Source organism: Burkholderia sp. PAMC 26561, from assembly GCF_001557535.2.
GTDB lineage: Bacteria > Pseudomonadota > Gammaproteobacteria > Burkholderiales > Burkholderiaceae > Caballeronia.
The window spans coordinates 343,759-364,067 of record NZ_CP014309.1; the positions used below are offsets into that span (position 1 = coordinate 343,759).

At 56.6% G+C, this 20,309-nt stretch carries 14 protein-coding genes and 4 pseudogenes; 10 read left to right on the forward strand and 8 right to left on the reverse strand.

All coding sequences use genetic code 11. From position 1 onward, the window contains the following. The first annotated feature begins 44 nt into the window (after window positions 1-44). A complete protein-coding gene (locus AXG89_RS28375) occupies window positions 45-434 on the forward strand; it encodes a phosphonate transporter (protein ID WP_069638439.1) in 390 nt (129 codons plus the stop codon). A gap of 343 nt (window positions 435-777) precedes the next feature. Further along, window positions 778-1,707, forward strand: a complete 930-nt coding sequence (locus AXG89_RS28380) for a sensor domain-containing diguanylate cyclase (protein WP_162916124.1) — start codon at window positions 778-780, stop codon at window positions 1,705-1,707. Between the two features lie 1,551 nt (window positions 1,708-3,258). Here the strand turns inward: AXG89_RS28380 and tnpC are convergent. The 5 genes and pseudogenes from tnpC to AXG89_RS28415 all read right to left on the reverse strand — a co-directional run. Continuing rightward, window positions 3,259-4,041: pseudogene (gene tnpC / locus AXG89_RS28395) on the reverse strand (IS66 family transposase); the annotation flags it as partial. After that, window positions 4,037-4,342 (reverse strand): annotated as a pseudogene (locus AXG89_RS28400) (IS110 family transposase); the annotation flags it as partial. The pseudogenes tnpC and AXG89_RS28400, both read right to left, overlap by 5 nt. A 121-nt stretch (window positions 4,343-4,463) precedes the next feature. Further along, entirely contained in the window at window positions 4,464-4,820 is a 357-nt protein-coding gene (locus AXG89_RS28405; RefSeq protein WP_236873567.1) for a helix-turn-helix domain-containing protein, read from the reverse strand. Window positions 4,821-5,068: 248 nt separating this feature from the next. Further along, a complete protein-coding gene (chrA, locus tag AXG89_RS28410; protein WP_062173598.1) occupies window positions 5,069-6,292 on the reverse strand; it encodes a chromate efflux transporter in 1,224 nt (407 codons plus the stop codon). Further along, window positions 6,289-7,755: a UvrD-helicase domain-containing protein gene (locus tag AXG89_RS28415; protein ID WP_062174104.1), complete on the reverse strand. Its 1,467-nt coding sequence runs from the start codon at window positions 7,753-7,755 to the stop codon at window positions 6,289-6,291. Before AXG89_RS28415 ends, chrA begins: the two co-directional genes overlap by 4 nt. A 350-nt stretch (window positions 7,756-8,105) precedes the next feature. On the opposite strand from AXG89_RS28415, the gene gcvA reads away from it, so the two are divergent. From gcvA to AXG89_RS28430, 3 genes are all read left to right on the forward strand, one after another. Continuing rightward, window positions 8,106-9,026: a transcriptional regulator GcvA gene (gcvA, locus tag AXG89_RS28420; protein ID WP_062173596.1), complete on the forward strand. Its 921-nt coding sequence runs from the start codon at window positions 8,106-8,108 to the stop codon at window positions 9,024-9,026. Window positions 9,027-9,120: 94 nt separating this feature from the next. Beyond that, a complete protein-coding gene (locus AXG89_RS28425; protein ID WP_062173594.1) occupies window positions 9,121-9,594 on the forward strand; it encodes a RidA family protein in 474 nt (157 codons plus the stop codon). Between the two features lie 24 nt (window positions 9,595-9,618). Then, complete coding sequence (locus AXG89_RS28430; RefSeq protein ID WP_062173592.1) at window positions 9,619-10,815, forward strand: aminotransferase class V-fold PLP-dependent enzyme; 1,197 nt, start codon at window positions 9,619-9,621, stop codon at window positions 10,813-10,815. Window positions 10,816-11,300: 485 nt separating this feature from the next. Here the strand turns inward: AXG89_RS28430 and AXG89_RS28435 are convergent, their stop codons facing one another. Together AXG89_RS28435 and AXG89_RS28440 are read right to left on the reverse strand one after the other, a co-directional pair. Continuing rightward, on the reverse strand, window positions 11,301-11,696 hold the full coding sequence (locus AXG89_RS28435; protein WP_256936052.1) for an MOSC domain-containing protein: 396 nt from the start codon (window positions 11,694-11,696) through the stop codon (window positions 11,301-11,303). 134 nt (window positions 11,697-11,830) lie between these two features. After that, window positions 11,831-13,531 carry a site-specific integrase gene (locus AXG89_RS28440; protein ID WP_062173587.1) on the reverse strand — a complete coding sequence of 567 codons (1,701 nt, stop codon included), beginning with the start codon at window positions 13,529-13,531 and terminating at the stop codon, window positions 11,831-11,833. Between the two features lie 763 nt (window positions 13,532-14,294). Between AXG89_RS28440 and AXG89_RS28445 the strand changes: the two genes are divergently transcribed. Continuing rightward, window positions 14,295-15,377, forward strand: coding sequence for an IS630 family transposase (locus AXG89_RS28445; protein WP_062174103.1), 1,083 nt, complete (start codon window positions 14,295-14,297; stop codon window positions 15,375-15,377). Between the two features lie 1,136 nt (window positions 15,378-16,513). On the opposite strand, the gene AXG89_RS44290 is transcribed toward AXG89_RS28445, so the two are convergent. Beyond that, a complete protein-coding gene (locus AXG89_RS44290) occupies window positions 16,514-17,281 on the reverse strand; it encodes a helix-turn-helix transcriptional regulator (RefSeq protein WP_082771609.1) in 768 nt (255 codons plus the stop codon). Between the two features lie 171 nt (window positions 17,282-17,452). On the opposite strand from AXG89_RS44290, the gene AXG89_RS43570 reads away from it, so the two are divergent. From AXG89_RS43570 to AXG89_RS43575, 4 genes and pseudogenes are all read left to right on the forward strand, one after another. After that, window positions 17,453-17,695: a hypothetical protein gene (locus tag AXG89_RS43570; RefSeq protein WP_236873500.1), complete on the forward strand. Its 243-nt coding sequence runs from the start codon at window positions 17,453-17,455 to the stop codon at window positions 17,693-17,695. Between the two features lie 30 nt (window positions 17,696-17,725). Beyond that, window positions 17,726-17,965 carry an FAD-dependent oxidoreductase gene (locus tag AXG89_RS44075; protein WP_250645754.1) on the forward strand — a complete coding sequence of 80 codons (240 nt, stop codon included), beginning with the start codon at window positions 17,726-17,728 and terminating at the stop codon, window positions 17,963-17,965. A 133-nt stretch (window positions 17,966-18,098) separates the two neighbouring features. After that, window positions 18,099-19,199 (forward strand): annotated as a pseudogene (locus AXG89_RS28460) (NAD(P)/FAD-dependent oxidoreductase). Between the two features lie 325 nt (window positions 19,200-19,524). After that, a pseudogene (locus AXG89_RS43575) lies at window positions 19,525-19,701 on the forward strand (VOC family protein); the annotation flags it as partial. Between the last annotated feature and the right edge of the window lie 608 nt (window positions 19,702-20,309).

A 20,309-nucleotide genomic window follows, 5' to 3' on the forward strand; every position in this document is an offset into this window, starting at 1 on the left:
GAGCTAAATGAAACGTTGTTTCGCGTTGGAACAGGATACGGTAAATGACCATGGAAAACGCAGTTAGCGACCAGTTCGATACGGTTTCGTTCGCAGACCTAGTGCTCGCAGGTGAGCGGGAGTCCGACAACTTTAGTTTTGGGGTGATTGGTTTTGGTTCGGATTACCTTGTTTGTCGTTACAACGCTGTCGAATCGATTGGTTCGGGTCTTAGGGCTGCTCACGTAATCGGCAAACATGTGTTCGACGAAGTGGCCATATGCATGAATAATTTTATGATCGCTCAACGATTCCTGGACGAGTCGGAGCTTGACGAGATCGTGCCTTATATCCTTACTTTACGCATGAAACCCACGCCGGTGCGGTTGAGACTGATGAAGTCTTCCCGAGCAGAGACACAATTTTTGTTGATCGAACGCAGGGCGGCAACGTGACACCATGCAAGATCGTAGACGAATCTCTCGAAGCTGAACATGAAGCGCTGCTCTCCTTCATGTATTTGTCGCCAATTGGCATTATTCGCAGCACATTGTCCGGCGAAGTAGACATGCTCAATCCTTTATCAGTCCAATTACTTATGCCGCTCGCCGGGTCTGGAGGTGTCACGAACGTTTTGAAAGCCTCAGTAACGTCGCGCCCGAGTTGCGTAATCTGGTGTCGAGCTTCAAAGCCGAGCGCGGCTCCGTGTGCGAAGGGCACCGCATTGTACTGACGCCCGCTCGGGAGCGCTCAACGGTTCTGTCATGCAACATCCTTAAGGTCAATGACCGTACCTTGATGACGACGTTGACCGATATTTCGCGGCAAGTCGAAGCCGAACGATGGGCAAGACAGAATGAATCCTGGCTCGCTGGAATTTATACCAGTGTAAATGAATTTGCGTTCTTGACCCTTGATGCATCTGGTCGGGTTGATAGTTGGAACACATCGATCGAGCAGCTTACCGGATACGCCGAAGTGGACGTGATGGGCCAGACGCTCGATCAATTCTATGCCCCTGATGACGTGGATGATTATCGCTGCCCAGAGCACATTGCTCTTACACGCGAAGAGGGATGGCACGTTCAAGAGTGCTGGTGTCAAAAAAAGAACGGCCGCCGTTATGCTGCGCAAATTCTAGTTGCCATACTCCGACAAGATGATGGCGAATTTGCCGGCTATTCGGTCGTCCTTCGCGATGTATCGGAACGAAAGATAACAAGCGACGAGCTCACCCGCCTGCTGACAACTGACTATCTCACCGGAGCTATGAATCGCGCGCATTTTTTTAAGCTCGCCGATAAGGAAGTCGAAAGGTCGAAGCGCTCGGGCAAACCGCTCTCGTTTGTGATGATCGATGCGGATCACTTCAAGAGAGTAAACGACACAGCAGGCCATCAGGCAGGCGACAAGGTCCTAACCCAAATAGTCCTCGAGGCCAGGCGATCGCTGCGATCGATCGATGTTATTGCGCGTTTGGGTGGAGAGGAGTTTTGCGTGATGCTTCCTGCGACCGCCGCGGACGGCGCGATGCTGATAGCGGAGAGAATCCGCGCGACCATCGAAGCGCTTCGCATCGAAACCGAGGCGGGTCAACTCGCGGTTACTGTGAGCCTTGGTTGTGCGTCTTTGACAAACGAAATCGCGTCCGTACAAGACGTGCTAGCAGTTGCAGACAAGGCTCTATACACGGCCAAGGAAACCGGTAGAAACCGCGTCGAAGGATAACCTGTGTGATTCGTACACATCGTTTCAACTTGCACGAAGCGGTGGACCGCGAGATCGCGACTCAATTACGGTGGGTGTTGATGTATCACGAGGGCACTGTCACGATATTAAGCTAGAACGAACAGATTTGTACAACCTAGGGAATACTAAGGTATTTGAAAAGACGGCTTAGCAGCGAATGTTCGATCATGTCCCCCATTACCCAAAAGCCTGCGCTCGTGCTGATCGCTTTTCTTGCTGGTTGGTGTTGTAACGACAGAAATGAACAAGTTTTCCACCCGATCGTGGACTGACGTAAATCGTTGCAGGTGTCGAGCTGATTCAAAACAGCGCACCACTATCTCGCGTACATGCTCTGGCTTGTGCGCGGTTTCCGCCCGGTTGTTCAATCCCTTGTGCTGCCGGTGCTCAACGTTCAGGCCTAAGTCCCGATTGCCCGCAGAGTGGCTCTTGAGCTTGTCGGTGATCAGAAAGCGCCTTTCGCGGCCGAGCTTCTTAAGTAGCTATACGGGTTGTGGCGTACCGAATGAAAATCTGTCACGTATCTTCGACCCGTTTTACACGACAAAGGCGGTAGGTAAAGGATCAGGGCTCGGATTGTCATGTCGAACGGCATCGTACAAAAGTATGATGGAACCTTAAGTGTTTGAAAGTGAAGTCGGGCGCTGCATCACTTTTCGGCTGACTCTGCCGGTCAAACGGCGGTGCCATCAGAAAACGGGATTGGTCGAGACGTGAGGCTTGGTCGCTAGGCTCAGCCTTTTGGCTTTTCGGTTTGCCGTAAATGTAAGTGAAGATGGTAGGAACACGGTAGCGCTGGACGAGATTGCAAATTGAGCTTCGTCTGCGGTGTTCGCTTGTACCATAAAGGAGCGTTGTGTCCGCAATAATCATTGAGAAGAGCTGGCCGGGCCGTTATGTCCGTCTGTACGCAGCGTACGCCGGTGTCGCCGTTACGGTCGCGTGTCCTTCAGTCATGGCCACGACGATGGTAAGTCAGATGGCAGTTTCGCTGACAATCGCCGAATCCTGTAGCGTGCGGGCACACGACTTCGAGGTGAGTGTGACTTGTCTTCACCAGAGCTGGAGCAGGATAATTTACGGCCGCCCGTTTGCGGTGGTCCACGACGCTTCCGGTACTGCGACATCGCGCGGTTCTGACGTTACCATTGAAATCGCCTTCTAACGGCGGGTTTGCACCTGCCGGTTCCTCCGAATGATGTGTTCGCGATCCGGGGGAGAGTGAACATTGCTCCTACCACCGATCTTAAAAAACCCGGCCACTTCGCACCGATGCGTGAGCCTGTCCGGTAAGATCCGCAGCAAAAGAAAAGGCGGCGTTAGTGAGCCACGTGTGAATCGAACGCGAAACGGATGGTCATTTGGCACCAATACATCCAACTTCAACGGTAAGCGGCTCGGCTGGGCCGTGTCCTCACGCGCGCGCGAGTGAGGCATGATGGTGATGGCGTGTCGGAGTCCGTGTAGATCAAGGTAGATCGTGTCCACGATCGGCGATCGTGGGCACGATCCATCCAAATCTATCCAGATCTACCCGGTTGAGAGTGTGTGCGGGGTGAGGGGTTTCAGTTTGTCAGCCACATTCCAAGGCAGCAATTCGTCGATGCGGGAGATCTTGTGATCAGCGATGTGGGTCAGGACGTATTCCAGGTAGGCACGCGGGTTGATTCCGTTGAGCTTGCACGACCCGATCAAGCTATACATCGCGGCGGCCCGCTCGCCCCCGCTGTCGGAGCCGACGAACAGATAATTTTTGCGTCCGAGCGCGACACAGCGCAAGGCGTTTTCGGCAAGCACATTGCTTATCTCGGCCCGACCGTCTTCACAGTAGAACGTGAGGGCTGCCCAGTGGTTCAGCGAGTAGTTGATTGCCTTGGCGAGCGCGGACTTCATTGACAGCGTGGTGAGTTTTGCCCTGATCGTCGTTTCGAACTTCACGAGCAATGGCTTACTCTTCTCCCGCCTCACGCGCAGACGCTCGTCCGGTTCCTTGCCGCGGATGTCGGCTTCTATGCTGTAGAGCTCGCCGATCATCTCGAGCAGCTGCTGAGTATCCGCAGTCGGCGTGCGCGCGTGAACATCGTAGATGTACCTCATCGCGTGATCCCAGCATGCCGCTTCGTGGATCTCGCCGCTCGAGTACAGTTGATCGGATCCCGAGTAAGCATTGGCCTGCACGATGCCGTGGAATGCGGCGAGCCGGGTTTGAGGGTGGACGCCTTTGCGATCCGAGGAGAAGTCGAACCATATCGCACCAGGCTCAGCCGAACCCGAGCGACGATCGTCGCGCACGTAGACACAGAAGCGGCAGGTGGGCCAGGTAGCGCGCGTCGGTCTCGTCACCACTGTGCTTGAGCCCCTCGTATTTTTTGATCGCTGTGGTGTTGGCCAGATGTACCACGTAGCCGCCCGCCTGAAGGCCGTCGACAAGCCAGTACCAGTTGTATGTGGATTCGACTACGACGCCGGCCAACTCGGCTTGCCACGGGGCAAGGAACGCCAGAATCTTTGCCAAGTCGTTCGGCAGCCGCTTTTCGGCGACCACACGGTCCATTTCGTCGATCACGCTCACCACGCTGTTGTTCGAATGCAGGTCAATGCCGCTATAGTTCATGATTGCCTCCTTCCGGTTAAAGCGGTTTGGCAAACTCACTTTAACCCCGTCGCCCATCAGGGCGGCGGCAGGGGTCCGCTAGATGATTTTCAACTCGCAACTCCGCCTCGGCTTCACTCTCTCAGCGGCGGCCGAGCCGCAGACTGAGGCCAAGATTAAGGACGATCTGTCGGACATACACGCGAGAATATTTCACGCCAAACTGGCGCTCGATCAATTGCCCGAGCGTGCCGGAGGTCCATCGGGCGCCGGGAAAGCCGTACGCTTGTGGTTCGCCTTGCAGCGCAGCCGCGATCCAATCGAACGCTTCTGGACTCAACGCCGAGGGTCGCCCCCCGACCGACATGTTCTCAAGCGCGGCGAGGCCGCCAGCCGCGAATAATTCCTGATACCGCTTGGCTGTTTTAATCGATATGCCGACCTCCTCACAGACAGTTGCGATTGTCTCCCCGCGTAAGAGCATTCGGCCGGCAGCCATGCGGATCTGAACGCTGGGCAACTTGGATTTATGCGTCGGCATTCTGGTTAACAGCTAAGATTGGGTCTGGTTATCTTAAACCTGCGCCGAACGTAACGTCTCGTGTCGGGCAGGTCTAAGGGTTGTGGCGAGCCGTGTTCGGCAGATCGCTGAAAGACCGGGTCCGGCCAGCATGGGTACGTCGACCATCAAAGCCGAATTGTTTACAAGCAAACGTGCTCGGACAGCTTCATCAAATGGGTATCCGGTCAGCGCAAGGCGAACTCGGCGATTCCAGCGAACACACACACGATGACCACGGCGAGCGGCGGTACCTTCCAACGCGTCAGCAGTAGCAGACAGACTGCTGAGATCGCAAAGTCAACGCTTGAAAGAACCGCACTGGTCCATACCGGCGTATACAGAGCTGTAGCCAGCAAGCCGACGACCGCCGCGTTCACGCCGCTCAGCATTGCCGCCGTGGCAGGGCGCGAGCGCAGCGCTTGCCAGTGAGGTAGTGCGGCGATCACCAGTATAAGGCCAGGCAGGAAAATACCGACCGTGGCCAGCGCAGCGCCAGCCCAGCGATGCGGTGCTTCGGACATCATCCATCCGAGAAATGCTGCGAAGGTGAACAGTGGCCCCGGTGCAGCTTGAGCGGCGCCGTAGCCGGCAAGAAAATCGCTAGACGCAATCCATCCCGTCGCGACAGTCCGCTGTTGCAGTAAGGGCAAGACGACATGGCCGCCGCCGAACACCAGCGCGCCAGAACCATAGAAAGCGTCGAACATCTGAATGCTGCGCATGTTATGCAGAGTGAGTAAGGCCGGAAGTCCAAATAGAAGAACGAAAAAAAACGCCAGCGCAACCCACCCGATCACGCGCGAGACGCGCAATGTGACAACGGCCGGGTGCGGCTCATGGGCTCCTTGCGCGCGCTCCGCCCTACAAAAGACGACGCCGAGCAGCGCTCCGAGTGCGATAACCAGCAACTGGGCATATACCGTTGTCAAAACGGCAAGCACACCGATTACGATAAGGGCGATGGCCGCCCGCTGGCGATCCGGGCACAAGCGCCGTGCCATATCCCAGACTGCCTGCGCAACCACCGCGACAGCCACTAGTTTCAGGCCGTGAATTAGGCCTTGCCCAGCGGCACTGCCGAGGTCAGGGGCGACTGCAGCAAAGCCGATGAGAAAAAGCACGGACGGCAACGTGAAACCACACCAGGCAGCTAAACCGCCGAGCCAGCCCGCCCGCATCAGGCCGATGGAAAATCCCACCTGACTGCTGGCGGGGCCTGGGAGAAATTGGCACAGCGCCACCAGGTCGGTGTAGGACTCGTCATCGAGCCAGCGACGCCGCTCGACGAACTCACGACGAAAATACCCGAGATGAGCGATCGGGCCGCCGAACGACGTCAGGCCTAGTTTAATAAAAGCCTTCAGAACATCGAACACATCGAGTAATCGGCTGGAGCGCGGCGATTTCACGGACGGGAGCCCAACAGTCGTATCAATTCTTCGCGAAGCGCGGAGACATCAAGCACGTGTTGGGCGCGGGTGGTGGCTACGTACAAAAGGCGTAATTCGTCGTCGTCCAGAACGAGTCGACCGTTGTCTATCTTGAATAGGAAATCGTTTGTGACCTTCACACGTTTCCACTGAAGCCCTTTCGCCCGGTGAACGGTCGAGATTACGTAGTCCGCTTCAACCTCTGCGGTGATTCGCTTGGCGAGCGAGCGCAGGTAGTCGGTCCCGAGTTCATCCACGATTCGTACGACCGGTAGGAGATCGACGCCGGCGGCACTGCGCGCAAAGTATTGCGCCTCCTTCCAGTCTTCGAACAGCGAAAAGGCCGCGGGTCGGAATGCGCGACGTCCGGCCATTAGCGCATCAGCGCCGTCGGCGTACGCCACGATCTCAGCGGGGCTCATGCGGATCGAGGGTCGATGCCCTGCCTCGATTCCGGCCGCGAGATGCCAGATCGCGGAGACGTTCTTTCGGCACAAGATGGCATCGACAGGCGGTGCAATGGCCGGGTCGTCAGAGATGATGGAGCCGATGCCGGGTTGCCCGCGTAATGGCGTGGGTTCGCCCAGCAGCTGGAGCAGCCTGCTGGCCAGCGCAGCGAACAGTGAGCCGAACCGGAACGACTCGGTCAGTGCAAACTCTGGGGCGTTGATTTCGGACATCGCGTTGAGTGCACCGCGCCACTCGTAAATCTGCTGATAGGGGTCGCCCACATAAATGATCTGCGCGTGAGTTTGACGCGCCAATATTTGAAGCATAACGCCGTCACTATCCTGCGCCTCGTCTAACAGTATGAAGTCCGAGTCAATGCGCGGATCCATCTGTGACCATACCTTCAGGTACACGTCCGGCATGATCGCGCTGCGCCCGCTTTGTACAGTGCTCTCGGTCCACATGCGAGAAACGGAGGGGAGCAGCCCGTCGCGGAGCCAGTCCACGGCGCCCGTGTCGATTTTCTCGTCGACGGGAATGTGGCCCGGCTCAGGTACAGGACTCGCAGAGCGACAGAAGCGTCCAAGTCCGTCGGCGACCATGCGGCCCAGGTCGAAGGGGGTCAACTCGAGAACTTTGCCAGTGACAGATGGCACCTCCACGGAGCTCAGGCCGTACCGCGCCGCAAGCTCATGCGGTGGCTCGGCGGGCAGGCTCACCCGGGAAGTTAAGGCAGGCGGTGTAGAGGCATACGCGAGCGAGTGGACCGTCCGCGCGACGACGTTATCCGGAAAGCCCCGGCGCGCATGCTCAGCGATTTCCCTGTTGAACGCGAGGTAGGTACCGCGCAGTGGAGCGAGCCGATGCGCGACCAGACGGAGCGTTGATGTTTTTCCCGCACCCGCGTACGCCTTGATCTTGAGGTTGTTGCCGCCGCCGGTCGCATCTACGATGGCCTGTTGCTCTGGCGTGGGTCTGAACTGAGCAGGCATAGATTTGATTTGGGCCGAAAGAACGCTAGTTTGCCTCAGTCCCCGGAAAATCTGTGGCGGGAACGAAAAAGCCGGCTGGCGACGGTTGGCGGTGCGGCCAATTGCCGCCATTCGCGATCGCCGCCACGCGATCACTCGAGCGGCGGCTCGGCTCCCGTGGGGGACACTCACGCGAAGCGTCGCAGCCAGCCCGGACGAAGGCGTCAGCCAAATCCGCGATGGCGGATTTGCGAGGCTATTGCTCAAGCAGCGATCCATTCTGGAAGGTTACCTGACGCATCTCAATGGTTTTGATCGATGTTCCGGACGTGGCGTAATATGAGCTGTCTTGTAAATTATCGCCAAACACCATGCGGTCGCCACGACCAATACCATCACTCCTATCGTTGCATGTTTTCGAGGCCGTCGCGAGACATCTGAGTTTCACTGACGCGGCACAAGAGCTCAATGTGACACAGAGCGCCGTCAGCCACCATATCAAGAAACTCGAAGACGAGCTGGGACGGCTATTGTTTGAGCGGCGCACCCGTTCGGTGGCGTTGACCGATTCTGGTCAAGCGTATTACGAACAGGTCCATGAGGCTTTCGAACTCCTGCGTTGTGGCACGGAGGAAATTCGCGGGCCCCTCGGAGCGACCGGCACATTGACAGTCGGGTTATTGGCTTCATTTGCCACGCGCTGGTTGGCGCCCCGGCTGAGTGCGTTCTATGCAGACTATCCCAACATCGACCTTCGCCTGCGCCCTGATATTACACTTGCCAAGGTTTCGCAGGGTGACGTGGACGTTGCGATTCGCTATGGCCGGGGCTCGTGGCCCGGCTTGCATGCGCAAAAGCTAATGTCCGAACGGTTGACGGCGGTGTGCGCCCCGAGCCTGCTCGCCAGCCTGGGGCGTTTTGAGAAACCCAAAGATCTGCTGGGTGTTCCGATTCTGGTCTCACATACCGGCAAGCCCTTCGAGTGGACGACTTGGGCAGATCGCTTTGGCTTGGATATGAGCGACGCCAAAACCGTACAACTGCATGACTACAACATCGTGGTCGAAGCCGCGCTGGCGGGTCAGGGGATCGCCATGGGTCGACATCGCCTGATCGAGACTCAACTGACCAACGGGACGCTGGTTCACGCTCTTCCCGAAGCAACACTCGATGATCCATACATCGGATGGTGGCTCGTCACTCCCCGCGGCCCACGCAGCGAGGCCGCTTCAGCGTTCTGCGACTGGCTGACAGCCGCCACGAACGAGGACGCACGCAAAGACACGGATTAGTTTCGCTCATGCAGGAGCCGCAAGGATTGATTGGTCGCCGACCTTGCCGACCGATAGGATCGTCCTTCTGCAATCTCGCACCGGAGCGACAGATATGAGCCAGTCAATTTCTGCACGTGTGGCCGAATTGGGCCTAAGCCTTGAAGCCCCCGCATCACCCGCCGCGAACTACGTCCCTTTCGCCAAGGAAGGGAATATCGTCCACATCTCCGGCCAAATTGCGCGCCACGGCGGTCAGGTGGCTTACACAGGTCTTCTCGGTGCCGACGTGACGGAAGACGACGGCATCAAGGCGGCCCGTCTCTGCGCACTGGGCATTCTGTCGCAGATTGCAGCCGTCACGGGCGATCGGGTCGATCGCGTGGCGCGCGTAGTGAGGCTTGGCGTTTTCGTGGCCAGCGCGCCCGGCTTCAACAGGCAAAGTGCCGTCGCCGACGGGGCGTCCAACCTGATGGTCCAGATATTCGGCGATGCCGGAAGGCACGCGCGCAGCGCTGTCGGTGTCGCGATGCTTCCTGCCGGTTCGGCGGTAGAAGTCGATGCGATGATCGCCTTGCACCACTTCTAGTATCCATCACCATCGGGAAATGCCATGTCCACTCCTCTCACTCACGCCGCAATCGAAGCGTTACGTGCCCAGACGCCGGGTGCGCACACCAACGTACATTTCAATCATGCCGGTGCGTCGATTCCCTCATCCGCAACGCTACGCGCAATCAGCGAACATCTGGAACGCGAGGCCTCGCTCGGGCCGATGGAAGCTGGCGTGGCCGCAACCGAGGAAGCTGAGCAGGCTCGCACGCTTGCGGCTGTGCTACTCAACGCGCAGCCTGACGAGATCGCGCTGACCGCCGGTAATTCTCAGGGGTGGGGAGCGGCCTTTGCCGCGATGGAGAATTGGCGTCCAGGCGACAGAATTCTGGTCGGCCGACACGAGTGGGGTGGGAATCTTGCTGCCATGTATCTAAGGGCGCGGCGGTCAGGGACATCAATCGAAGTCATCCCGTCTCGGGAAAGCGGAACTGTAGACCCCGACGCGCTGGCTGCCATGCTCGACGAACGGGTCCGGCTCATCGCGCTCACGTGGCTACCGGCAAACGGGGGACTCATCAATCCAGCCGAGACCATCGGCGCGGTGGCTCGGCGTCACGGCATACCGTACTTTGTCGATGCCGCGCAGGCGGTCGGGCAACTGCCGGTCGACGTCACGCGGATTGGCTGCGACGTCTTGAGCACAGCAGGCCGCAAGGCATTACGTGGCCCGAGAGGCACGGGCTTGCTTTACGTTCGGCGCGATTTCCTGCATCGGCTGACGCCCGCTTGCGTCGACCGTTACTCCGCACCTCTCGACGCACATGGCGAGCCGGTCTTGCGAGAGGACGCCGGGAGATTCGAGTCAGCGGAGACGCCCGTCGCACTTCGTTGTGGGCTGGTCAACGCGCTTCGGGAAGCGCTGGCGGGCGGCATTCCGAATATCCGCTACCAAATCGATCGCCTCGCCAACAGGTTGCGCAAGCAACTGTCGGAGATCCCATCTATCAAGCTTCTCGACGATGGAATCGAGCGATCAGGGCTCGTCGCGTTTAACGCAACCGGTCGCGATGCGAAGTGGCTTCAGCGCGGACTGGCCGCACAGGGCATCGCAATCGGGACCAGTGGCATCGCCTACACGCCTTTTGATATGCAGGCTCGGGGACTTAGCGAGGTGGCTCGTGCGTCGGTCAGTTATCTGACCACCGAATCGGAAATTGACCGATTGGTTGACACGCTGCGAGATCTACTGCGCTGACGCGCGAGGGTATTTCTGGCGGGTGAAGTTGCCGCCATACCGCCGAGGACTTTGGCGTTATATCGCAAATAACAAAATTGATCGATGATCTACTGCCGCCGGCAAGCCGTAGAACCCGCTGCTTACGGGGCAATGAGTGGCGGTAGGGCCCCGAAAGCAGCCGTCAGACCCTCACAGAGTCGTATGGCTGAAACGGGTCGATCACGGCCGGTCAGGAAAACGAGCTGCACAAAAACCGGGCTAAAATCTACTAACGGTCTGATCGACTTGTTTCATCATCACAGAACTAGGGACGTGCCTGAATCGGCGATTTGTCATTAATGAGCCGGCAATGCGACGGGGTAGCCGAGAGAAAGATGCGTAGCAGGGCTTTCACGTCTCGGAGTGCTGAACCCGCCAGCAAATCAATAATTGCCTACTCCGTTCGCGTTGCTGCACACAGGTTGATGAGTGCGAGTACGCCACTCCTAGCGAGCGGCTGGGGATCACTCGTCGATGCGCAGGACGGCGTCGCCTACACCTATGCGGCCTCGCGAAATCACCTTCGCCGTTATGCCACCAAAACCTCGTGTGGCGTTATATCCTCCAACGCCAAGCGTTTCCTCAAGGCGCGAGCAGGGATGACACTCGCCTGTCATCTCCAGCACCGCATCACCGATGCGGAACTTCCGGTCTTTCAACGCCAATAGATTAATGCCGCGCGTAACCAGATTGCGACGAAGGACCTCTGGCGCGAGCGTTTCCAGTCCGAGGTGACTTGCGATAGCCGCGAGACTCTCGGCCTGAATGAGGGTGACTTGCCGGTTTCCTGCATCGCGACTGTAGTGATCGCCTTCCAGCCCGACATGCGGGTCCAGCATGGCTTCTTCGACCGGGCGCATGACCAACCGCCGCTCGGGCCGCACGCCGATCCATATGAGCGCTCCGGATCTGACGGGCGCATTGAAGAGCCTGGTGAGCGAGGACTGTGGGTTGAGCGGCATAAATTGGGTAGGCGTTGAGTTGAGGAAGCGTACTACGGCACCTTAAATGCATCCCGAAACTGTCGAGCCCGTTCAACCTCGTCACTGTGCAAATAGGTCGACGTCGTCGTTATAGACGCATGACGCAGGTTATCCCGAACTGAGGTCAGTTGCGCGCCGCGTGTGAGCGCATGGGTCGCGTGCGTGTGCCGCATCCAGTGGGGGCCGGCCAGTCGCAGTTTTACCGCGAACGCCGGTTTTTCCGTTTCGATGAGGGCCGCTGTTGTCTCAAAGAACCGTTTCATAATCGTCCACAGCCGCACGGTGCTCAGCCCTTGGCGATCGCTTTCATTCAGGCTGGCAATCAACGCGATTCCAGGCGTCCAGCGCTCTGGTGAGACGGGTAAGTCGCGTTCCACCAAGTAGCGTTGGAGCGCCCTGCGAGCAAGAGGCGGTAGAACGACTTTTCCCGCTTTCTGGCCCTTGCCGACAAGTTCAACCCAATGATCTCCCTGTGCATCGGTGCGGATGTCTTTGAGCGTCACATTCACGAGCTCGCTGGCGCGCAACCCCGTGGCATAGCCAAAATCCAGCACAAATCGCAGCCGCTGGGCCGATGCAGGTTTCCAGCCATACGACCACTCAAGCCCGTCGGCGATGGTCCGCAACAGTTGCCATTCGCCTTCGGTGAATGCGTGCGACGCATCAAGCGCGGCGCGCTCCGTACCCTTCACCTTGACGCCGGAAAACGGGTTCGCCAGCACATACCGTTGCTCGATCAGCCATCGGTACAGCGCGCCCAGCACCATCAGCGAATAGGCGACCGAGCGCGGCGCCAGGTTGCCCGTGAAAGGCCGCCACTGTGACGATGTTCGCGCACGCGTTGGACCGACCCATCGATCACGGGGCGTGGGCCGGCGCAAGAATGCGCGATACGCAATCGCGTCTTCGGTAGTCAGTGAGGAGAGCGCCCGACCCCGTTCGACGATCGCCCACAGAATGAGTCGCTCGGCTTCCTTCCGATAGGCGCGTTGCGTCGAGGGTGACTCGTGCAGCGACAACCACGTTTGCACTGCGTCGTAGTCATTGTTCGCGTCGAGCGCGCAGCTTTCTCGCGGTGCTCTGAATACGCCACACGACCCGTCGATTTCGTGCGGCAGTCGCACGTTCTCCCAGGGAACCACAATGGGTGAGCCCGTGGACTTGATCAATGCACGGGCGCGATCGGTGAGCGCCGGGTGGGCGGCAAAGAACGCCTCAATCTGTTTGGCGCTGGCTTGTCCAAGCTTGGGAATGGCTGTCCACCATTGCTTGCGGCGTGGAATGCGAAGCGTCAGATCGGCGAGCGTTGTGATGCCGTGAGCATGAAGTGCGTGCACAGCGCGAGGCAACAGCCAGCGGGCAATGTCGTCAGTGATCGAAGGTATCGCCACAGTTGCGACCCGAAGGGCCTCAATGCCCTTGGCAACAAGCCGTGCGTGCTTGACGCGTTCGGCCGTGCGGTGATCGAAGAGTTTGGCAAGGTCGTCGCGATAGCGGGCGAGGGCACAGCGTACGAGTTGCCGCCGAATCTCACTCAGCACGCCGCGTGCGGATGTGCCGTGGGTGAGCCGATGGGGAAGGTAACGAACGACGGCCTCACGTGTGGGCACACCTTCGTACCAACATCGCAAGGCGGCAAGTGCGTCGTCACTCGGCAAATCGCTAGTATGTCCTAATAAGTGGGGGCAGATCAAAGGTTCATTCGTTTCCATAACCATGAGTTTAGCGCACATAAACATCTATTAGGATAAGGATAGTTATCTTAATAGCACTGAAATAGATCTTTATTCTTCGCAATTTTTTTTGCGCTCACGCAGCTAAAGTCGGTTCTAAATTTCAACTAAAGTCGGTACTACGGCGTTCAGGCAATGAGCGCGCCGTCGTCACTGGAGTAAGAGTGGCTTCTATTGCCCGTCTGGCGGCCCTTGCATAGCTTTGCGGGAACGTGCTGCTCGTTTGGTAGGGTTATTGCGTTGAAAGGTTTCTGGCCATTAAGGGCCAACTTTAGGTGAATACGTTCAGAGAGAACCATGTTTAGTTGACAGCCGGGGACGCGATAGGACCAACTTTACTTGAGATGGTTTTTGGCTCTCTGCCTTTTCCGACGGGCGTTTCCAGCGAACAATGGCTGGATTGCTGTAGGACCATCTTTAGTTGTGCAAGCGACTAAAGTCGGTTCTAAATTTCAAGTAAAGTTGGTACTACGCATTTCAGGCAATGAGTGCGCCGTCGCCACTAGGAGTTAGAGTGGCCTCTATTGCCGGCCTGGCGGGACTCGGAGAGTTTTGCGGGGGACGTGCTGCTTGTTCGGTAGGGTAGCTGCGTTGTAAGGTTTCTGGCTATTAAGTGCCAACTTTAGCTGAAATCGTTCAGAGAGAACCAAGTTTAATTGACGGCTAGTGTTCTGTCCCAGAAATAACTTTACATAGATATTTGTTGTTCTACGATAAAGCCATGACCGACAGGGAGGCGATCATGGGACGCAAGGGAATCGAGATTTCGGTGTCGACGCTGGAGCGGGAGCAATTGCTAACAATGAGTCGCTCGCGTTCTCTGCCTCATTCTTTGGTCCGTCGAGCAAAGATTATTTTGATGGCCGCTGACGGTCATACGAGCCAGGAAATCGCTTTGCGGTGCGAGGTGACCCCACCGGCGATCACGCATTGGAAGAAGCGATTTGTCGCACAGGGGCTTGCCGGTCTGCATGATGAAGCCCGCCCGGGCCGTCCGCGCACACATGACGATGAAGCGGTGGCAGAACTGCTGGCCAGGGTGCTGCACGAGAAGCCGGACGGGGCGACACATTGGAGCGTGCGCTCTGCCGCTACGCAGACAGGGATTTCTAAGAGTTCGGTGGCCCGGTATCTGTCGCTATTCGGCGTACAGCCCCATCGTTCAAAGAGCTTCAAGCTGTCTACCGATCCGTACTTTGTTGAGAAGGTGCGCGACATTGTCGGGCTATACCTAAGCCCTCCGACCCATGCACTCGTGCTGTGCGTCGATGAGAAGACCCAGTGTCAGGCACTGGAGCGTACGCAGCCCGTGCTGCCGATGGGGTTAGGCTATCTCGAAGGGGTAACGCATGACTACATCCGGCACGGGACGACGACCCTATTCGCTGCGCTCAATACGGCAACGGGAGAAGTCATCACCCAATGCAAGTCACGCCATAGGCATCAGGAGTTTCTGGCCTTTCTGAATCACGTCGACCAGGCTGTGCCGACTGATCTCGAGATTCATCTGGTGGTCGACAACTATGCGACGCACAAGCATCCGAAGGTCAAGGCCTGGTTAGCCAAACATCCGCGGTACCGCATGCATTTCACACCCACCTATTCGAGCTGGCTCAATCAGGTGGAGCGCTGGTTTGGACTGGTTACACAACAGGCGATTCGGCGCGGGTCATTCAGAAACGTGCGCCAACTGATTACCAGTATCGAGCGCTATGTTCAGCAGTACAACCAGCACAAGCGAGCGTTTGTGTGGACTGCAACAGCCGATTCCATTCTCAAGAAAGTGGCGAAACTATGTAAAGTTATTTCTGGGACAGAACACTAGGGGAGCCTATAGAACCAACTTTGCTTGAAATGGTTTGTGGCTCTCCGCCTTTTCCGACGTGCGTTTCCAGCGAATAATGGCTGGATTGCTGTAGGACCATCTTTAGTTGTGCAAGCGGCATGTATATTTCGGCGCGTAGGCGCCTTGCCGCATCCTCAGACTACTTGTTCATTGCGACTTCGACTGACGAACCGATGGATGACGGCATACTGGGCAAGTTCGTCAAAAGCGCTTTACTAGCTTCTGGGGCGACAGCGGCCGACATCACCCCGCGAATACTCAGTAACACATACGGTCGAAGGCATATTGCATCCGGCTGTACAAATGAGCAAGTCAGCGCCCGGTTAGGACTGTCGAGCCAGCGGACCGCGGTGCGGTTGCGTCATACGCTTGACTTCTTGAATGACGATGAGAATAGCCAATGGTAATTGGCCTTATGCCAGGAACTGAAGCTTGTGGCTGGTTTCTGCAAGTTGGGTGCCATTGCCCAAGCCTGTCTCGAAAAATTCGCATCAATTCAACGCAGGGTCGAGCATATTTAATATTTACCGATACATGCGGCAACGGATTTTTCCGCTTCAAATTTATCCTTACACCACCGCCGTTTCCGGGGCCCCGAGGACGTATGGTGATTGTTAGGAATTTATTAGGGTAACCGATAAATAATGTAAAGCTAAGCGTGGCAGCTTTGGTCGCTACTAGCGCATGTCTCGGACATCAGGTGGTTCTTTGCATATAGCTCGCAATCGTGGGTCGACCTTATTACAAGCAGCATAAACTAAAACGCGTTAATCAACTTGACAGCTAGTCGACAGGCCCTAAACGATTGCGACTTTGACTATGTCTACCTTCCAATTAGTTCTCTCCGAAATGAAAATTTTATTCAAAGGATAGGCAATTGATCTCATTTTACTAAGAGATCTAATGTGTTATGCTGGAGGCCTCTCAGGTTCTGGTAACCGCCCTCGGAAGGCATCAGAACCATTAGCCGACGTCGTTAAGACGCCGGCTTTTTTTCGCCCTAAGATTGCGGTTCGTCGCGGGATTAGCCGCAGGTAACACCCGCATGGCTTGAGCTATCTGGCAACAAGTCAGTGAGTTGCCTTCGAGCCGGTCGATTGGATTCGATGCTAGAACTAGTCATCATTATTGAGCATGACAGCCCGGATAAGGGCGGAGCGATTCCCCACCCCCAGCTTCTGGAACGACCGGTCGACATGTGTGCGAACCGTTGCGTAGGAGATACCAAGCTTGAACGCGATCTGCTTGTCCAGAAGGCCCTCTACAAGCAGTAATACAACCTGTTTTTCCCTAGGCGTAAGCGTGCCGAGAACGTCTTCGGCTATGAGTGCAGACATCGGTGTAGATATCAAACCTAACCCGGCTTCGACTCGAGCCCTCGATAACGCCGCTGTGAATGCGGGACGGATTAGCTCTGCAATCGCGAGTTCGTGGTCCGAGAAATTGTCTCGCTGCTTCGCCCGCCAGATGCGGAGGTCCCCGATGTTTGTATCGCCATTCCAAGCAAAGACATCCATACCCCAATGCAAGCCATCCCGGCGAAGGAAATCATTAAAGAGCTCTGTGCGGACGAGTTCTTGTTGCGGGATGACGTCAGAAACTCGCACTGCTCGTCGGCAGTTTTGGAGGAGGGGGGTAACGGTATCTCGATATTGGTAGTATTTTTCGTATTCGGATAGGTTATCGTCGGACATGTTTAGCGACACGCGGTTGACAAACTCTCGCTTTGTTCCGTCCCATACGTAAGACCCAAGAAAATCGGCCCGCAACAGCTCAAGCATCCGTACGCCGACTTCCTGGCGCATGATATTTTCGGGGAGCGAATCCGCTAGCACCGTGAAAATGTCGGAGACAAGTGCGGTTTCACGACTTGATAGATACATAGTGGCTCAGCGCTTGTCGCAAATGCATCAGAAAGGAGGGAGATGATACGGTCTAATAGCCGCCTCAGCGTCCAACAGCCTACACATTCCAAAATCAGTATTCAAGTCTGTTCTGCATGTTGCCGTTAAACGTTTGCACGCTTAATAAACCACTGCCTTCACACGGATTTTATGGCGATCATTCCAAATCTGCGGCGCCATGTTGGCGCACCGGCTGCTGCGACCGGTCGAACTACCGCACCATCGAGCTTTGGCTATATCGATAACCTGTTCGACTACGGTGCTTATCTGGAGGGCCTACCGAATGCCCTTGGCACCGCACCCACTGCCAGTCCGCAAACAACAATTGCAATTATCGGAGGTGGAATTGCTGGACTTGTCGCGGCGTATGAACTGCTACGGGCAGGAATTTAAAACGTTGTCATCTATGAGGCTTCTAACCGGATTGGCGGACGCACATGGAGCGCAACTTTTCCTAGCCAACCACCCCAGTATCTGGCCGAACTAGGCGCGATGCGCTTTCCGCCAAGCGAATATAGCCTGTTCCACTATCTTGACCAATTTGACTTTGAAGCGACATCGAGTTTTCCAGACCCAGGTAGCGTGCTGACCACTTTGGGCTATCAGGGGCAGACTTATGTGTGGGAAGCTGGCGCAAAGCACCTGAGATGTTCGAGACGGTAAATGACGGGTGGCATGCCTTCATTGAAAACGGATATGCGCCGACAGTTGCCCCTGCGGTGCTTGCCCCGGTGCTATCACGGGACTGCTTCGAAGTGGGCAAACGGATGCGGCCCAGGCCGCCTGGCAAGCTTATATAAACGCGTTTGGCAGTGACAGCTTCTACACAGCGCTGCGAGAGATTTTCGGCAGCGCCAACCCACCTGGTGGGAAGCAGTGGCGATTTCCAGACGACTACGATCTTTTTGGCGCGCTCGGCGTCGGGTCTGGGGGACTTGGCCCAATGTATCCGGTCGCGTTTTTGGAAATCGTTCGTTTGATAGTCGACGAGCTTGAAACGAATCAGTTGTTTATCCCAGGTGGGATCGAATCGCTAGCACGAGCGTTTTCTGCACAGGTATTCAACGGCCAAACAATTGCCCAATGGGTCGTGACCCGAGCTGTTGCGAAAGTGGCTCGCGCGTCCGACGGCGTTATGTTGACATTGGGAGACGAATCTGAAACGTTTGTGGATCGCGTCATTGTGACGGCAAGCACGCGGGCAATGCAGATTGACATGGCGCTGAGCGCGCCTGGTTCGGTCCTAACGGCCCAGCAATGTTCGGCTATTGACGATGTGCACTTGACGAGCTCGTCCAAAGTATTTGTCATGACCGAGCGGAAATTTTGACTCGACAAACAGCTTCCCGTCAACATACAAACAGACACGATGGTCCGTGGCGTGTACTGCCTCGACTACGCACCAAAAGATCCCAACTCGCCCGGCATCGTCTTGTTGAGTTATGCCTGGGAGGACGACGCGGTTAAGCAGCTCGCGCTTGGCGACAACAAACGGCGTGTGCAGCGCCTCGTAGCTGATCTTGCCCAGACGAACGCCGCTTTCGCGAGTTGTGTCGTTCCGCTCGCAGGCGATTATGAGAACAATGTGCACATTATCGATTGGGATACTGAGCAAGGCTACTACGGGGCGTTCAAGCTAAATTACGCAAACGGAGATGCGCAGACCCAGCAGTTGTTTTTTCAGTTCCAGGGTAGCCGGGCTCCTGCTACAGACCCATTCATCTACCTCGCTGGCGATAGCTGCTCATTTACAGGCGGGTGGGTCGAGGGGGCTCTGCAGACGGGAATCAACGCTGTTTGTGCGACGTTGCGCAGCGTGAGCGGATCCTTGTTTGGGTCGAGCAACCCACTGGACAACATGAACCCGAAGTACTTTTACGGTGGTGTGGAAAAATAGATCTCGCCAATATTTGACCCACGGTTGGAACTTGCCACAAAAAAAGGCCCGCTTAACGCGGGCCTTTGGTCTCTCAAGTTCTGCCGAAGCCCTCGGATAACTTAATTTTGGGGGCGTCCCGCGCACGCCGGTTATTTTTTTCGGTCGCGGTCAAAATGTAGCTGATTTCGTAAGGGCGGGCATCCCCAATAAAGGGGATACGCCGGTAGAATGATTGGGCTACTAGCGACGCAACATATCTACGCAACGACGAAAGCCTGCGCAATCCGCCGCCGCCGAAACGATTGACGCATTTCTTGGAGCCGTGACGGACGCGGTAGTTAATGTAATGGATCCGTGGGGATCGTTCTCAGAATAGTCCGCAGATATCGACTTTGTTAGTGCCGGGCACACGTGGCCAGCAGGAGACTTCTCGCCGGAGGATTCGCTTTGTTTGTGGGGGCCGGAAGTGCCGCCATATTTTATATACAACACGGAGGCCGAAAACCGACCGCAACCATGATTTGAACTTGATTCAAAATTCAAGATGGCGGCTGTATTCCCGCCATGCTAAGCAGTGAAAAGCCGCTGGGATCGGTGCCCAGAATCGTAATTTTTTATCGTCACTACTTAAACAATTATGAGCCTTCGGCCGCCTGGCCCGTCACAGCGCGATCTCTATGTAAAGCTCATCGCCTGTGATGGCCGGCCAGGCCGCCGACGTCGGCTGAATCACCAGTTCATATACTGCAAGGCGGCCGGCCGACCCAGCTCGATGAGATGATTCCAGTCGGCACTGATGCAAACTTCGCGAAGCCTCATTTCGCTTGCGCAAAGGCGCAAACGCTCGTAGCGTCCGACCTGCTTCACAAGATGGCACCGTAACCGTACCTGCTCCCCGCCCCGATGTCCTACCTTGCTGATAAGGCAAACCGAGGAGGCAGATCGGCGAGTCAAAGCAGTCGGCGAGCGCGCGAGATGAGATTCGGCAGGAATGCACACGTTGCTTGAGCTCTGGCAAGCGCGAGCCCGCTGGCCCGTTCGCTTTGCCAAGCGCAGGCTGTGTACCCAAGGCTTCGTTTGGTTTCGGTCGCCTGGCACGCTACGCTTGTGCAAAGCGTATCTGCGCTT

Coding starts and splice junctions, on each gene's coding strand:
- AXG89_RS28440 (WP_062173587.1), bottom strand. CDS start 13,531: ATGGAAACGAATGAACCTTTGATCTGCCCCCACTTATTAGGACATACT.
- AXG89_RS28430 (WP_062173592.1), top strand. CDS start 9,619: ATGTCCACTCCTCTCACTCACGCCGCAATCGAAGCGTTACGTGCCCAG.
- gcvA (WP_062173596.1), top strand. CDS start 8,106: ATGCGGTCGCCACGACCAATACCATCACTCCTATCGTTGCATGTTTTC.
- AXG89_RS43570 (WP_236873500.1), top strand. CDS start 17,453: ATGGCGATCATTCCAAATCTGCGGCGCCATGTTGGCGCACCGGCTGCT.
- AXG89_RS28380 (WP_162916124.1), top strand. CDS start 778: ATGACGACGTTGACCGATATTTCGCGGCAAGTCGAAGCCGAACGATGG.
- AXG89_RS28435 (WP_256936052.1), bottom strand. CDS start 11,696: ATGCGCCCGGTCGAAGAAGCCATGCTGGACCCGCATGTCGGGCTGGAA.
- AXG89_RS28445 (WP_062174103.1), top strand. CDS start 14,295: ATGGGACGCAAGGGAATCGAGATTTCGGTGTCGACGCTGGAGCGGGAG.
- AXG89_RS28425 (WP_062173594.1), top strand. CDS start 9,121: ATGAGCCAGTCAATTTCTGCACGTGTGGCCGAATTGGGCCTAAGCCTT.
- AXG89_RS28415 (WP_062174104.1), bottom strand. CDS start 7,755: ATGCCTGCTCAGTTCAGACCCACGCCAGAGCAACAGGCCATCGTAGAT.
- AXG89_RS28375 (WP_069638439.1), top strand. CDS start 45: ATGACCATGGAAAACGCAGTTAGCGACCAGTTCGATACGGTTTCGTTC.
- AXG89_RS28405 (WP_236873567.1), bottom strand. CDS start 4,820: ATGGCTGCCGGCCGAATGCTCTTACGCGGGGAGACAATCGCAACTGTC.
- AXG89_RS44290 (WP_082771609.1), bottom strand. CDS start 17,281: ATGTATCTATCAAGTCGTGAAACCGCACTTGTCTCCGACATTTTCACG.